Source organism: Klenkia sp. PcliD-1-E (assembly GCF_024124375.1).
Lineage (GTDB): Bacteria > Actinomycetota > Actinomycetes > Mycobacteriales > Geodermatophilaceae > Klenkia.
Window position 1 is genome coordinate 1 of record NZ_JAMXRZ010000099.1, and the last position, 15,260, is coordinate 15,260.

The window sequence follows — 15,260 nt, forward strand, 5'->3', positions numbered from 1 at the left end:
TGCACTTCTGGTTGACCTTCATCGGCTTCCACGCCACCTTCCTGGTCCAGCACTGGCTGGGCGCTGAGGGCATGCCGCGCCGCTACGCCGACTACCTGCCCACCGACGGGTTCACCACCCTGAACACGATCTCCACCATCGGGTCGTTCGTGCTGGGGGCCTCCACGCTGCCGTTCCTGTACAACGTGGTGAAGTCCTGGAAGTACGGGCAGCTGGCCCTGCGCGATGACCCCTGGGGCCACGGCAACTCCCTGGAGTGGGCCACCTCCAGCCCCCCGCCGCGGCACAACTTCCTGGAGATCCCCCGCATCCGCTCCGAACGCCCCGCCTTCGAGCTGCACTACCCCCACCTGCGCGAACGCCTCGAAGCCGAGGCCCACGCCGGCAGCAAGCACGGCCCGTACGCCCGGGAACTGCTCGACGAGACCGGCACCCGCGCGGGTGCCAACGACCCCGACCCGCTGTGAGTCGGCTGCGGGGGGCATGAACCCCCCGCAGCCGGGGGTAGGCGGGGCCGCATGACCGCATCCCGCACCCCGCGCACCGTCGTCGTCACCGGAGCCAGCGGAGGGATCGGCCGCGCCACTGCGGTGGAGTTCGGCCGCCGCGGGGACCGGGTGGCCCTGCTCGCCCGCGGTGAGGCCGGCCTGGCCGCCGCCGCGGACGAGGTGCGTGCGGCCGGTGGCACCCCGCTCGTGGTGCCGGTCGACGTCGCCGACGCCGACGCGGTGGAGGCCGCGGCGCAGCGTGTGGAGGACGAGCTGGGCGAGATCGACGTGTGGGTCAACGTCGCCTTCACCGCTGCCTTCGCCCCGTTCCACGAGCTCACCGCAGCCGAGTACGGCCGGGTCACCGAGGTCGCCTACCTGGGCTTCGTGCACGGCACCATGTCCGCGCTGCGCCGGATGCGCCCGCGCGACCGGGGGGTCATCGTGCAGACCGGGTCGGCGCTGGGCCGGCGCGGCATCCCCCTGCAGAGCGCCTACTGCGGCGCCAAGCACGCCATCAAGGGCTTCACCGAGTCGGTGCTGACCGAGCTCAAGGCCGAGGGCAGCAACGTGCACATCACCCGGGTCGACCTGCCCGGGGTGAACACACCGCAGTTCAGCTGGGTGCTGAACAAGATGCCGAAGCGACCGCAGCCGGTGGCCCCGATCTACGCCCCCGAACTGATGGGCAAGGCCATGGTCCACGCCGCCGCGCACCCCCGCCGCCGCGCCTGGTGGATCGGGACGCCGACGGTCTACACCGTCCTCGGCGCCGAGGTGTGGCCGCAGTTCATGGACTGGTACCTGGCCCGCAACGGCGTCGACGGCCAGCTCACCGACACCGACGCCACCCCCGCCGACCCGGTCAACCTGCACGAGCCGGCCGACGCCGACCGCGACTTCGGCGCCGAGGGCCGCTTCTCCGACCAGCAGTGGACCTGGGACGCCCAGATCTGGGCCAGCCGGTACCACGGGGCGGTGGCCGCGGTCGCCGGCGCCGGCCTGCTCGCCGGGGTCTCGGCGCTGGCGCGCCGCCGGACCTGAGCCGTGGTCCCCTGGGGCGACCCCTGTGGAGCGGCCCCGAGCGAGGAGCGGCCATGACCGACCCCCGTGCCGACCTGGGTGAGCACGACGAACCGGCCGAGGACGAGGTGGTCGACGCCTTCGACGCGATCGTCGCCGAGGGCAGCCAGCGACTGCACCGCAGCTGGCGGGAGGTCCTCACCACCGGGCTGGCCGGTGGCCTCGAGGTCGGGACCGGGGTGCTCGCCCTGCTGGCCGTCTACGGCGAGACCGGCAGCCACCTGCTGGCCGGGCTGGCCTTCAGCATCGGGCTGATCGCCCTCCTGCTGGCCCGCAGCGAGCTGTTCACCGAGGGCTTCCTCGTCCCCGTCACCGCGGTGGTGGCCAAGCGGGCCAGCGCCGGTCAGCTCGGCAAGCTCTGGGCCGGCACCCTGCTGGCCAACCTGGTGGGCGGGTGGCTGGTCATGTGGTTGGTGGTGCACGCCCTGCCCGACCTGGGCACCGTCGCCGTGGAGTCCGCGGTGCACTTCGTGGACGCCCCGCTGGATCTGCAGTCGATCTGCCTGGGCGTGCTGGCCGGCAGCGTGCTGACGCTGATGACCCGCATGCAGCACGGCACGGAGTCCGACCCCGCCAAGATCGTGGCGGCGGTGGCCGCCGCGTTCCTGCTCGCCGGGCTGCAGCTGTTCCACTCCGTCCTGGACTCGCTGCTGGTCTTCGCCGCGCTGATCAGCGGTGCACCGTTCGGCTACGGCGCGTGGCTGGCCTGGTTCTGGTACACCGCGCTGGCCAACGTCGTGGGCGGCCTGCTCGTGGTGACCCTGCTCCGGCTGATCCGCAGCAAGGACCTGATCGCCGAGGAGCGCAGCGAGTCCGAGGCCGAGGCCTGAGCGGTGGCACCGGTCCTGCTGCCCAGCGCCGGGCCCACGGCGCTGCCCCTCGACCTGGCCCTGGCCGCGGTCCGTGGCTACCAGCACGGACGACGACCGCTGTGGTTCCGGCCCCCCGGCACCCGGGCCGGCCGGTGGGTCGACGTGCCGGCCTTCGGCTGGGCCCGCTCCGACGACCTGGCCGGTGGCTCCGACGACGCCGACCTGCTCGCCGCCGAGGGGTTGCACGGCCGCCTGGACCCCGCGGGGTGGGTGCGGGTGTCCGACGCGCTGGCCCGGCTGCGGCCGGTGGTCGACGCCGCCGTCGCGCGGGCCGCCGGCCGGCCGTTCGAGCAGCTGCCCGACGACGAGCTGTCGGTCCTCGGCGAGCCGGGCACGGTGGGCGCGGCCCTGCGCACGGTGCAGCGCGAGCCGGACTTCCCGCACCTGACCGCCGCCCTGCACCACCGGCACCCCGACCTGGTGCCGCACGTGGACCGCGTGACCCGGCTGCAGCTGCTGCCGCACGTCGAGGAGGGCGACAGCGACCTGCACGCCGTCGTCCACCGGGAGCTGCGGGCCAACGCCACCGCGTTCGCCGAGCTGTCCGCGGCGACCGGGCTCACCCCGCTGCGGCTGCACGACGTGCTGGTGTGGCTGTCCGGCTCGCTGCGGTTGACCCATGCGGTCGCCCTCGGCCGGGACCTGCCGCACAGTTGAGGCCATGCCGCTGATCACCACCGCGTTCGACGCCACCTCCACCGCCGCAGACGTCGTCGCCGGCCACGACCTCACCGGCACCCGCGCGGTGGTCACCGGCGGCGGGTCGGGCATCGGCACGGAGACCGTGCGCGCGCTGGCGTCGGCCGGGGCCGAGGTGACCATCGCCGTCCGCGACCCGGAGCAGGGCAACGCCGCCGCGCAGGACGTCGTCGGCACGACCGGGAACACCACGGTGCGGGTGGCCCGCCTGGACCTGCTCGACCTGGACTCCGTCGCGGCGTTCGTCGCCGACTGGGCCGGCCCGCTGCACCTGCTGGTCAACAACGCCGGCGTCATGGCGCTGCCGCAGCTGACCCTCACCGACCGCGGCTGGGAGACCCAGTTCGCCACCAACCACCTCGGCCACTTCGCGCTCACCACCGGCCTGCACGACGCCCTGGCCGCCGCGGAGGGCGCCCGGATCGTGTCGGTCTCCTCCACCGGCCACCTGCGCTCACCGGTCGTGTTCGACGACATCCACTTCGCGCACCGCGAGTACGACCCGTGGTCGGCCTACGGCCAGTCCAAGACGGCGAACGTGCTGCTGGCCGTCGAGGCCACCCGCCGCTGGGCCGACGACGGCGTCGTGGCCAACGCGCTCATGCCCGGCGGGATCATGACCAACCTGCAGCGGCACGTCTCCCAGGACGTCATCGACGGCTGGGAACGCGCGCAGCGGGAGGGCACGGTGACCTTCAAGACCCCCGAGCAGGGCGCCGCCACCACCCTGGTCGCCGCCGTCGCGCCGGAGTTCGCCACCGGCGGGCACTACCTGGAGGACTGCGCCGAGGCCCGCACGGTCGGCGACGACGAGCAGACCCGCAGCGGCGTCCGGGCCTGGGCCCTCGACCCGGACCACGCCCGCCGGCTGTGGGAGGTCAGCGAGGAGCACCTCGCCCAGCGACCCGACGCCGACTGAGACAGGCTGTCGTCGTGAGCAACGAGAACGGGTACGTGGAGCCGGGCAAGTCCTTCGAGCGGGACACGAACTACATCACCGACCGCATCCTCGCCGACGGCTCGGAGGGCTGGCCGGTGGAGGCCGACCGCTACCGGCTCGTGGTCGCCCGGGCCTGCCCGTGGGCCAACCGCGCGGTCATCGTGCGCCGCTTGCTGGGCCTGGAGAGCGCGTTCTCGATGGGCATCTGCGGGCCCACCCACGACCAGCGGTCCTGGACCTTCGACCTGGACCCCGGTGGCCGGGACCCGGTGCTGGGCTACGAGCGGCTGCAGGAGGCGTTCTTCGCCCGCGACCCCGACTACCCCCGCGGGATCACGGTGCCCGCGATGGTCGACCTGCCGACCAAGGCCGTGGTCACCAACGACTTCCCGCAGATGACCCTCGACTTCTCCACGCAGTGGACGGCGTTCCACCGCGACGGGGCCCCCGACCTCTACCCGGAGCACCTGCGGGACGAGATGGACGAGGTCATGCAGCGGGTCTACACCGAGATCAACAACGGGGTGTACCGCTGCGGGTTCGCCGGCGACCAGGACTCCTACGCCAAGGCCTACGACCGGCTGTTCACCGCGCTGGACTGGGTGAGCGAGCGGCTGGAGGACCGCCGCTACCTGATGGGCGACACCATCACCGAGGCCGACGTCCGGCTGTTCACCACGCTGGCCCGCTTCGACGCGGTCTACCACGGCCACTTCAAGTGCAACCGCACCAAGCTGACCGAGATGCCGGTGCTGTGGGCCTACGCCCGCGACCTGTTCCAGACCCCCGGGTTCGGCGACACCACCGACTTCCCGCAGATCAAGCGGCACTACTACATCGTGCACTCCGACATCAACCCGACGCAGGTCGTCCCGGTCGGCCCGGACACCTCGGTCTGGCTCACCCCGCACCACCGCGAGGAGATGGGCGGCTCCCCGTTCGGCGACGGCACCCCGCCGGGGCCGGTCGCGGCCGGCGAGGAGGTCCCGGAGTCCGAGGGCGCCGGCGGCAGCACCAGCTACTGACCCGGTCGCCGGCGGGCTCGTCCTGCGTCGAGCGGGCCCGGCGGCGACCATGGGGTGTGCGCCGACGACTGATGACGCTGCCCGCCGCCGCGCTGCTCGCCGCCGGCTGCACCTCCTTCGCCGACCCCGCCGGCTCCACGACGAGCAGTGCGACGAGCCCATCCGCCGGCCCGACCACCGCGACGGGTCAACCGGACGACGAGCTGCAGGTGGTCGACGAGGTCGACCTGGGGGACGGCGACGTGAGCACCGCGCGGCTGGCCGCGGACGGCGAGGACTACGCCGTCCTGCTCGTGGGCTCCCCCACCTCCACGGTGCTCACCGCGACGTCGGCGACCGCCGTGCGCGATGCGCTGCCCACCGACGTGCTGCTCCTCGACGGCGACCCGGTGGCGGTGGCGCTGACCAGCGACCCCGTGGCCCCCGGCCCGGTGCTGGCGCTCGTCCCGGTCGCCGGCAGCACCGCGGGCCCGCTGCCGGTCGACCCGCAGCAGCCGGCACCGCGGGGCATCCGCGCCCTCGCCGCCGCCGGCGACGGCGAGGTGCTGGTCCTCGTGGAGGGCGAGGACCGGGTGTCGGCCCGCGTGCTCGCGGTGGACCCGGCAACCGGGGAGGTGCGCGACGAGGCAGACCTCGACCTGGGCGAGGACGCGGTCTCGGTCGACCTGCTGGGCCTGGCCGCCACCGGGGACGGCGTCGTCGCCGGCGTCGCCGTCCGGGGCGCCGACGGCACCAGGACCGGCCGGCTGGTCACCCTCGGCGCCGACCTGCGGCCCGACGGCGACCCGCAGGGCACCGACGGCGAGCTGCTCGCCCTGACCGCCGACGGCAGCCCGGTCACCGCCGACGCGGACGGCACCGTGCGGGTCGACGGCGAGGAGGTCACCGCCGACCTGGGCGCCCGGGTGTCCGGCGCCGCCGTGGTCGACGGCACCCCGGTGGTGGCCTTCCTGGACCAGGGCTCCCCCACCGTCGTCGTCGGCGACCGGCCCGTGCCGCTGTGCGACGGGGACGGCGACGCCCTGGCGGTGGCCGCCACCGGCGACGGCGAGGTGCTGGTGGCCGGCACCTGCGAGGGCGAGGCGGTCCTCTGGACCCTGGGCTGAGCCGTCCTCCGACCCTGGGCTGATCAGACCCGGACGAGTCCGAGCCGGGCGGCCAGCCCTGCCGCGGCCGCACGGGTCGGCACCCCGAGCTTCCCGGACAGGTGGGCCAGGTGGGCCTCCACGGTCCGCTCCCGGATCCCCAGCCGCCGGGCGATCTCCCGGTTGGTGGCCCCGGTGGTGACCTCGGCGAGCACCTCCAGCTCACGGGGGCTCAGCCCGGCCGGCGGTGCGGACGCGCGGTGCTCGGCCACCCACCAGCCCCCGGCCCGGCGGACGTCGACCGACACCAGGCCCCGGCTCGCGAGCAGCAGCCGCGCCCCGGCGGCGGGCGGGACCAGGGCGGGCAGCAGGTCGGGGCGGGCGCCGGCGGTCAACGGCTGGACCCGCCCCGTCGTCGCGTGCCACGCGAACGACTCCACGGCCCCGTCGACGGCGGCCCCCGTCCAGCCGTCCAGCGGGTCGACCAGCGCAGCGAAGTCCGGCCGCAGCACGGTGAGCAGCTGCGTCGCCTCGTCCGCCACGCCCTCGACCCCGGTGCTCGCGTGCAGCGACCCCACGTACCGTCGCCCGGCCGTCAGGCACACGCTGACCCCGTCGGCGAAGCCTGCGGCGTCGATCACCCGGTCGAAGACCGGCCCGTGCCGGCGGCCCGGCGGGATGTCGCGCACCCGCAGCGCCGTGCGCCCGACCAGGCCGAACAACGGGTCGGCGTGGAAGAACTCCTCGATGCCGTGGACGGCGTCGGCGGAGTAGCCGGTGCTGGCCACCGTCGTGTGCCGACCGGCGACCGGGTCCCACCTCTGGACGGCCACGCACCCCGAGCCCACCAGGTCGGCCAACGCCCCGAGGGCGGTGCCGGCCCGGTCGGGCACGTCGCAGCCCTGGGCGAGGGCGTCGGCGGCCTCGCGCACGTGCAGCGCGGTGCCCACCCGTGAGGACATGGCGCAGCCTGGCACACCGTAGGGTCCCGCGGCACCACCTGCGACTACGGGATTCCCCCGATGCGGCGGCCACCGGCCGTGCCCCACGGTGCGGGCATGGACATCACCGAGTACCGCGACCTCGACGCCACCGCCCTCGCCGGGCTGATCCGCAGCGGGGAGGTGACCGCCGACCAGGTCGCCTCCACCGCCCGCGCCGCCGTCACCAGTGTCAACGGCGAGCTGAACGCCCTGGTCGGCGAGCTCTTCGAGGTGCCGCTCGCGCACGCCCCCGACGGGCCCTTCGGTGGAGTGCCGTTCGCCGTCAAGGACCTCATCACCCACGCCGAGGGCGTGCCGCAGCGCGCCGGCTCCCGGCTGCTCGGGGCTGGCGTGCCCTACCCCTACGACAACGCGCTGATGAGTCGCTTCCGGCGGGCCGGCCTCGCGACCCTCGGCCTGACGGCGACCCCCGAGTTCGGCTTCAACGCCGCCACCGAGTCCGTCGCGAACGGTCCGACCAGGAACCCGTGGGACACCACCCGCTCCCCCGGTGGGTCCTCCGGCGGATCGGCCGCACTGGTGGCCGCGCGCGCCCTGCCCGTGGCCCACGCCAACGACGGCGGCGGCTCGATCCGCATCCCGGCGGGCAACTGCGGCCTGGTCGGGCTGAAGCCCACGAGGGGCCGGACGACGGTCGGCCCCGACCACAGCGACCCGCTGCTCGGTCTGGGCATCGAGTTCGTCGTGACCCGGACCGTTCGCGACTGCGCCGGTGTGCTGGACGCCGTCCACGGCGCGGAGCCCGGCGAGCGCTACGTCCTGCCGGCACCGGGCACGTCCTTCGCCGAGGCTGCGCAACGGGCGCCGCGGGGGCTGCGCGTCGCGCTCAGCACGGCTGCGCCCGACGGCACCCCGGTGGACCCGGCGAACGCCGCGGCCGTCGAGCGGACCGCCCGGGTGCTGCAGGAGCTCGGCCACGAGGTGGTGGAGGCCGCCCCCGCCTATGACACCGCCGCCTTCCACGACGCGAACTTCACGGCCTGGAGCAGCTTCCTGGCCGACGCCGCCCTCGGCCTGTCCGTCGCCCTGGGCATCCCGCTGACCCGTGACGTGCTCGAGGCGACCACGCTGGCCTGCGCCGAGCACGGCGCCACCCTGACCGCGATGGACCTCTACGCAGCCGACCGGAGCTTCAACGCCGTCACCCGCGCCGTCGGTGCGTTCTTCACCGAGCACGACGTCTGGCTGACCCCGACCACCGCGCAGCCCAACACCGCCATCGGCTACCTGGACGCCGACGACGACGGCCTGGACGCCCGTGGCTGGTACGACAAGATCTTCCGGTTCGCGCCCTTCACCGCGCTGTCCAACGTCACCGGCGCCCCGGCCATCAGCATCCCGGGGACCCCCTCGCCGGAGGGGTGGCCGGTCGGCGTGCAGCTGGTGGGGGCACACCTGGGCGAGGAGACGCTGCTGGCCCTGGCGGGCCAGCTGGAGCAGGCGCAGCCGTGGGCCGACCGGCGACCGGCGGTCCTCGCCGGCTGAGGCACCGACCCGCGCCGTCCGGTTCAGCCCAGCAGCGGGCCGAGCCGGGCGGCGCAGTCACGGGCGGCGTCCAGGCTGGCCACCGGCACCTCGCCCCGCCCGGAGCTGACGGCGACCGCCCCGACCAGCGGGCCGTCGGGCGCGCGCACCGGCACCGCCAGGCAGCCCACCCCCTGGTGCAGCTGGCCGACCTGCCCGGCCCAGCCCAGCGAGCGGACCCGGTCCAGGCAGGCCTCCAGCTCGGCCGGCCGGGTCGGGGTGGCCGGGGTGAGCGCGGGCAACCGGTCGGGGTGGTGCACCACCTCGCGCCAGTCCCCGGCCTCGGCCAGCACGAGGTGGCCGACGGCGGAGGCGTGCAGGTGGGACTCGACCAGCGCGGGCGCGGCCAGCGGCAGGTCGGGGTCGACGTCGGCGCAGCGCACCGACGGCCCGGACACCACGACCAGGTGCACCCCGGCGCGCACCCCGCCGCGCAGCTGGGCCAGCAGCTGCCGCGCCGCGGTGGGCACCCGGCCCGGCGCGGCCGCCCCGACCAGACCGGCGACCTTGGCGCCCAACGCGAAGCCGTGCAGGTCGGGCAGCCGGACCAGGTACTCCTCGGCCACCAGCAGGTTGAGCAGCCGGTAGGTGGTGGCCGGCGGCAGGCCGAGGGCCGCGGCGACCTCCTTGGCGTTCACCCCGGCGCCGGCCCGGGCGACCTCCTCGAGCACCGCCAGCGCGGAGCGCACAGCCTGCGGCTGCCGGCCGGTGACCCCGCGGTCGACGCCCGTCACCGGCGCACCCCCTGACCGGGCAGCACGGAGGACGCCGTCGCCTGGTCGTACACCCCGACCCGGGCCAGCACCGCGGGCGAGCGGCGGCGCAGCACCAGCCAGAGCACCGGCCCGGGCAGCCAGGCCAGGCCGAACACCACCACGACGACGCCGCTGCCCGACCACGAGGCGCCGGCGACGGCCACGACCAGCACCGCGGCCGACGCGACCGCCGCCAGCGTCCCGCCGACCAGGGTGGGCCGGGTCAGCTCGCCGATCCGGCGCAGGAACAGCGGCATCGCGGCGGCGGCGAGCACGTAGGCCAGCACGTAGCCCAGCGCCGACAGCGTCAGCGACGCGGCCAGCACGTCCCGCGCCCGGGCCCCGCCGGCCAGCGCCACCGCGGGGACGGCGACCACCACCGGCAGCACGCACGCCAGCGCCACCGCCGGGGTGGCGAACCGGGGGTGCGTACGGCCCAGCGGGGCCGGGAGCACGCCCTCCCGGGACATCGAGAACAGCACCCGGGCCAGCGCGTTGACCGACCCGGTCACGCAGGCGAAGAACGACAGCGCGATGCCGACGTCCAGCAACCGGGACAGCACCCCCAGCCCGTCGGCGTCGGCGAGCTGGGCGACCGGCACGTCACCGGTGAGCACCTCGACGGGCGCCCCGCGCAGCAGCACCACCTGGGCCAGGCCCGCGGCCACGAACAGCACGCCGGTGACCACCGGCGTCCAGAACACCGCCCGGGGCACGGCGACCAGCGGCCGGCGGGCCTCGACCCCGAGGGTCGCCGCGCTCTCGAAACCCATGAACGCCGCCACCGCCAGCACCAGCCCGGTGGCCACCCCGCCGGCGGTGACCGGCCCGTCGACCACCGCGGCCCCGGTCCCCGTGCTCCCGTCGTGCGCGGCCAGCAGCACCCCGAGGACGGCGACGACGACGCCGACCGACACGACCTCCAGGGCCAGCGCGACACGGGCGGACAGCCGGATGCCGCGCACCGTGGTCAGCACCGCGACCAGGCCCACCGCCACCGCCAGCAGCGCCGCGGCCCAGCCCACCGGCCGGGCCCCCGTGAAGGAGACCAGGTAGGCCACCGTCCCGACAAGCGCCGACACCGCGATGCCGGTGTAGCCGACCACCAGGGCCCAGCCGGCCAGCAGCGCCCCGCCGGGGCCGAGGCCCTTGGCGGTGAAGCTGTAGACCCCGCCGACCGCGGCCATCCGGCGGCCGAAGGCCGTCAGGCACCAGCCGACCAGCACCACCAGCGCGCTGCCGACGACCAGCACCGGCAGGGTGGCCGCACCGGCCTGCACCATCACGAACGGCGGGACCGCGACCACGGCGGCCGAGGGCGCCAGCGCGCTCACCGACTGGGCCAGCACCTCGACCATCGACAGGCCGCGGCGGCGCAGCCCGGCCACGGGCGAGCGCGGAGGCAGCTCGTCGATGGTCACGGTCCTCCCCGGGTCGGTGGTCGGGCAGCGTAGCCACGACGCGTCCCCGGCGGGTGTCCTCGAATGAGAATCCGCGCCTGCCGCCTCCCGTTCGATGTCACGGCGATGTTGCGCGAAGATGACGGTTGTGTAACCGGGGTCACCCCGGCAGGGTCCAGAGTCGGCGACCACCACCCGCCGCCCACCTCCCAGGAGCCCCCGTGGCCACTGCATCCCGCCCCCCCTCCGCCCCGGCCTCCGAACCCGCAGCACCCGCCCCTGCAGGTCACCGCCTCTCCGGGCGCCTCGGCGTCGGCGCGATCGTCTTCATGGTCGTGGCCGCCGCCGCCCCGCTGACCGTCGTCGCCGGCACGGTGCCGATCGGCATCGCCGCCGGCAACGGCCCCGGCTACCCGGCCACCTACCTGGTGTCGGCCGTCGTCCTGGCGTTCTTCGCCGTCGGGTTCACCGCGATGACCCGGCACGTGCCGAACGCCGGCGCGTTCTACTCCTACATCGGCGTGGGTCTGGGCCGCGGCTGGGGCCTGGGCAGCGCGCTGGTCGCCCTGGTCAGCTACGTGACCGTGCAGGGCGCCGTCCTCGGCTACATCGGCTTCGCCCTCGGCGGCCTGGTCGAGGGCTACGGCGGGCCCGCGCTGCCGTGGTGGCTGTGGACGTTCCTCGTGCTGGCCATCACCGCCGTCCTCGGCTTCCGGCACATCGAGCTGTCCAGCAAGGTGCTCGGCGTCCTGCTGGTCGCCGAGGTCGGCATCGTGCTGGTCCTCGACGCCGTCGTCGTCGGGAAGGGCGGGTCCGACGAGGGCCTGTCGACAGCGTTCCTCAACCCGGCCGAGGTGCTGTCGGGCGCGCCGGGCCTCGGGCTGATGTTCGCCATCGCCGGGTTCATCGGGTTCGAGGCCACCGCGATCTTCCGCGACGAGGCCCGCGACCCCGACCGCACCATCCCCCGCGCCACCTACGCCGCCCTGGCCATCATCGGGGTCTTCTACACCGTCAGCGCCTGGGCCGTGGTCAGCGCGTGGGGCGACAGCGCGGTCGTCGCCGAGGCCGCCGCCGACCCGGGGAACATGGTCGCCACCACCGCGCAGGTCTACCTCGGGACGGCGGCCGCCGACGTCATCCAGGTGCTGCTGGTGACCAGCCTGTTCGCCGCGGTGCTCAGCTTCCACAACGTGCTCAGCCGCTACTTCTTCTCCCTCGGCAACACCGGCGTCGTCCCCGCCGCGTGCGGCCGCAGCCACGCCCGGCACGCCTCCCCGCACGTCGCCTCCCTGGTGACCACCGCGATCGGCGTCGTCCTCATGGCGGTCAGCGCGATCGCCGGCCTGGACCCCGTCCTGGAGGTGTTCACCTGGCTGGCCGGCATCGCCAGCGTCGGCATCGTCGGGCTGATGCTGCTGGCCTGCGTCGCCGTCCTGGTCTTCTTCCGGCGCACCGGGGTCGACCGGCGGCCCTGGCAGACGCTGGTCGCGCCCGGCCTGGGCGTCCTGGGCCTGGCCGCAGTGCTGGTGCTGCTCGTGGAGAACCTGCCGCTGCTCATGGGTGGCTCGACCGCGCTGGGCATCGGTGCCGGCGTGCTGCTCCTGCTCGCCCTCGGTGGCGGGTTCGTCCTCGCCGCCGCCCGGCCCTCCGCCGCCCGTGACCTCGTCCGCGCCACCCGCTCCGACGCCGCCCCGCAGATCTGAGGAGACCCGCCATGACCACCACCGAGAACCGCACCGCCACCCACCCGCTGTCCCGGATGACCGCCGAGGAGGTCGACACCGCCCGCCAGGTCGTCACCGACGCGGGGCTGGTGCAGCCCAGCACCGTCTTCGTCTACGTCGGGCTGGACGAGCCGCACAAGCGCGACGTCCAGGAGTTCACCCCCGGCACCCCGGTGGAGCGGCGGCTGCGGGTGCTGCTGCTGGACCGGGCCACCGGCGCCGGTCGCGACGTCCTGGTGTCGGTGTCCCAGGAGAAGGTGCTGCGCGACACCGAGATCGACGGCGTCGCCGACGGCCAGGTGCCGATCACCGACGCCGAGTTCGAGGCCATCGAGCCGATCCTGGCCGTCGACGAGGCCTGGCAGGCCGCGATGACCAAGCGCGGGCTGCCGGTGGCCGACGTCCGCGCGGTGCCGCTGTCGGCCGGGTCCTACTTCGACGACGAGTTCGGCCACCGCGTCGTCCGGGTGCTCGGCTTCCACCAGGCCGACCCCGACGACCTGCCCTGGGCGCACCCGGTGGACGGCGTCGTCGCCTACGTCGACATCACCCGCGGGGTGACGACGGCGGTGCACGACCACGTCGACCTCCCCGTGCCCGCCGAGCGGGTGTCGCTGGAGGGCACCCCTCGCGACCTGAAGCCGATCGAGATCACCCAGCCGCAGGGCCGGTCCTTCACCGTCGAGGACGACGTCGTCCGGTGGGCCGGCTGGGAGTTCCGGGTCGGGTTCGACATGCGCGAGGGACTGGTGCTGAACCAGCTGTCGGTCGACGGCCGGTCGGTGGTGCACCGGGCGTCGATCGCGGAGATGGTCGTGCCCTACGCCGACCCCTCACCGGTGCGGTTCTGGCAGAACTACTTCGACACCGGCGAGTACCTCTTCGCCCGGTACACCAACTCCCTCGAGCTGGGCTGCGACTGCCTGGGCGAGATCCACTACTTCGACGCCACCATCGCCGACGAGACCGGCCACCCGCGGGTGATGCGCAACGCGATCTGCCTGCACGAGGAGGACTACGGGGTGGGGTGGAAGCACACCGACATGTTCACCGGGATGGCCGAGACCCGGCGTTCCCGGCGGCTGGTGATCAGCTTCTTCACCACGATCGGCAACTACGACTACGGCTTCTACTGGTACCTCTACACCGACGGCACCATCCAGCTGGAGTCCAAGGCGACCGGGGTGGTGTTCACCTCGGCCTACCGCGGCGACGAGCACCCCTACGCCACCGAGATCGCCCCCGGCCTGGGCGCGCCGTTCCACCAGCACCTGTTCTCCGCGCGGCTGGACATGGCCGTCGACGCCGCCGACGGGTCGGGCAACACGGTGCACGAGGTGGACGCCGTCCGGGTGCCGGTCAGCGACACCAACCCCTACGGCAACGCCTTCACCCGCTCGCTGACCCCGATCACCCGGGAGTCCGAGGGCGGCCGCACCACCGACGCGACGAAGGGCCGGACCTGGCACGTGGTCAACCCGGGCAAGACCAACCGGCTCGGCCAGCCGGTGGGCTACGCGCTGCACCCGGAGAACGCCCCGGTCCTGCTGGCCGACGAGTCCTCCTCCATCCACCAGCGGGCGACGTTCTCGACGAAGTCGCTGTGGGTCACCGAGTACGACCCGGCCGAGCGCTACCCGGCCGGTGACTTCGTCAACCAGCACCCCGGTGCCGGCGGCCTGCCCGCGTTCACCCGCGACGACGCGGAGCTCGAGGACACCGACGTGGTCCTGTGGCACACCTTCGGGCTGACCCACTTCCCGCGGCCCGAGGACTGGCCGGTCATGCCGACCGACTACGCCGGCTTCGTGCTCAAGCCGGTCGGGTTCTTCGACCACAACCCCGCACTCGGGGTGCCGGCGTCGACGTCGGACCACTGCCAGGGCGAGGGATGACGACGGCCCTGCCCGCCCGGCCGCGCGCCCCGGCGCTCGGCCGGGCGGCCGCCGTCCTGGCGCTGGCGTCGGCCGCTGTGCACCTGGTGCTGGCTGCCTCCGGCGAGCTGTCGGCGGTCGCGATGGCCGCTATGGCGCTGGTCTGCCTGCCGTGCGCGGTGCACCTGTGGCGGGCGCCGACGGCGTCGGTGTGGGGCCTGACCGCGTTGGTCGACCTCGGCATGCTGGCGCTGCACGCGCCGATGCTCACCGGGCACGGCATGCACCACGGGGCGGGCGCCGGGCACGTCGCACTCGGGCTGGTGGGGGCGCAGCTGGTGCTCGCCGCGGTGGCGCTGCTGCGCCGGTGATGCGGGGTGGGTCCGCCGCGGTGCGGGCCCACCCCTGCGGCGTCAGTGCCGGGTGGTGCCGCAGTCGGTGCAGCGCTTGCGGTGGGACTCGTTCGTGGTCGGGCAGTTGGCGCAGGTCCAGGCGCCGCGCTCGAGGGTGCGCATGGTCGGTCTCCGGGACTCGTCGGGGTGTGACGAGCACAACGCTACCGAGACGTCATGACGTCCTGATGAACTCGCGGTTGCGTGTGGACGGCGTCCGTCAGGCGCGCGGCAGGACCCCGCACCCGCCGCCCGAGCAGGCACAGCCGGCGCAGGCGGCCGGTACCGCCGGGGCCGGCTGGTGCGCCAGCTTCTGCAGCGCCACCGCCCCGGCGAGCGTCGCGATGCCGGCGGCGAGGACGGCCACCGCCACGGCCAGGACGGCCACCGCG

14 protein-coding genes are annotated in these 15,260 nt (G+C 74.8%); 11 read left to right on the forward strand and 3 right to left on the reverse strand.

Annotation, left to right across the window (positions count from 1 at the left end):
- The 7 genes from NH342_RS17275 to NH342_RS17305 form a co-directional block, all read left to right on the forward strand.
- Positions 1-467: cbb3-type cytochrome c oxidase subunit I (locus NH342_RS17275; protein ID WP_253016589.1), on the forward strand; the 467-nt coding region annotated here is incomplete at its 5' end.
- A gap of 51 nt (positions 468-518) precedes the next feature.
- Positions 519-1,532 carry an SDR family oxidoreductase gene (locus tag NH342_RS17280; RefSeq protein WP_253016590.1) on the forward strand — a complete coding sequence of 338 codons (1,014 nt, stop codon included), beginning with the start codon at positions 519-521 and terminating at the stop codon, positions 1,530-1,532.
- Positions 1,533-1,585: 53 nt separating this feature from the next.
- Complete coding sequence (locus NH342_RS17285; protein WP_253016591.1) at positions 1,586-2,401, forward strand: formate/nitrite transporter family protein; 816 nt, start codon at positions 1,586-1,588, stop codon at positions 2,399-2,401.
- Between the two features lie 3 nt (positions 2,402-2,404).
- Positions 2,405-3,100, forward strand: a complete 696-nt coding sequence (locus NH342_RS17290; protein ID WP_253016592.1) for a DUF6308 family protein — start codon at positions 2,405-2,407, stop codon at positions 3,098-3,100.
- 4 nt (positions 3,101-3,104) lie between these two features.
- Complete coding sequence (locus tag NH342_RS17295) at positions 3,105-4,061, forward strand: SDR family NAD(P)-dependent oxidoreductase (RefSeq protein WP_253016593.1); 957 nt, start codon at positions 3,105-3,107, stop codon at positions 4,059-4,061.
- Positions 4,062-4,075: 14 nt separating this feature from the next.
- Complete coding sequence (locus NH342_RS17300; RefSeq protein WP_253016594.1) at positions 4,076-5,107, forward strand: glutathione S-transferase family protein; 1,032 nt, start codon at positions 4,076-4,078, stop codon at positions 5,105-5,107.
- A 71-nt stretch (positions 5,108-5,178) separates the two neighbouring features.
- On the forward strand, positions 5,179-6,213 hold the full coding sequence (locus NH342_RS17305) for a hypothetical protein (RefSeq protein ID WP_253016595.1): 1,035 nt from the start codon (positions 5,179-5,181) through the stop codon (positions 6,211-6,213).
- Positions 6,214-6,236: 23 nt separating this feature from the next.
- Here the strand turns inward: NH342_RS17305 and NH342_RS17310 are convergent, their stop codons facing one another.
- Positions 6,237-7,154 carry a LuxR C-terminal-related transcriptional regulator gene (locus NH342_RS17310; RefSeq protein WP_253016596.1) on the reverse strand — a complete coding sequence of 306 codons (918 nt, stop codon included), beginning with the start codon at positions 7,152-7,154 and terminating at the stop codon, positions 6,237-6,239.
- A gap of 96 nt (positions 7,155-7,250) precedes the next feature.
- Between NH342_RS17310 and NH342_RS17315 the strand changes: the two genes are divergently transcribed.
- Complete coding sequence (locus tag NH342_RS17315) at positions 7,251-8,681, forward strand: amidase (protein WP_253016598.1); 1,431 nt, start codon at positions 7,251-7,253, stop codon at positions 8,679-8,681.
- Positions 8,682-8,704: 23 nt separating this feature from the next.
- Here the strand turns inward: NH342_RS17315 and NH342_RS17320 are convergent, their stop codons facing one another.
- Positions 8,705-9,454 (reverse strand): IclR family transcriptional regulator, encoded by a 750-nt coding sequence (locus NH342_RS17320; protein ID WP_253016600.1) that lies wholly within the window; start codon positions 9,452-9,454, stop codon positions 8,705-8,707.
- Complete coding sequence (locus tag NH342_RS17325; RefSeq protein ID WP_253016602.1) at positions 9,451-10,896, reverse strand: APC family permease; 1,446 nt, start codon at positions 10,894-10,896, stop codon at positions 9,451-9,453. Before NH342_RS17325 ends, NH342_RS17320 begins: the two co-directional genes overlap by 4 nt.
- Before the next feature lie 308 nt (positions 10,897-11,204).
- On the opposite strand from NH342_RS17325, the gene NH342_RS17330 reads away from it, so the two are divergent.
- Genes NH342_RS17330 through NH342_RS17340 form a run of 3 tightly spaced genes read left to right on the forward strand, consistent with a single transcriptional unit; the run spans position 11,205 to position 14,847 of the window.
- Positions 11,205-12,581, forward strand: coding sequence for an APC family permease (locus NH342_RS17330; protein ID WP_253016604.1), 1,377 nt, complete (start codon positions 11,205-11,207; stop codon positions 12,579-12,581).
- A gap of 11 nt (positions 12,582-12,592) precedes the next feature.
- Positions 12,593-14,497: a primary-amine oxidase gene (locus NH342_RS17335; protein WP_253016606.1), complete on the forward strand. Its 1,905-nt coding sequence runs from the start codon at positions 12,593-12,595 to the stop codon at positions 14,495-14,497.
- On the forward strand, positions 14,494-14,847 hold the full coding sequence (locus NH342_RS17340; protein ID WP_253016608.1) for a hypothetical protein: 354 nt from the start codon (positions 14,494-14,496) through the stop codon (positions 14,845-14,847). The genes NH342_RS17335 and NH342_RS17340 overlap by 4 nt, the downstream gene beginning before the upstream one ends.
- Positions 14,848-15,260: the final 413 nt, after the last annotated feature.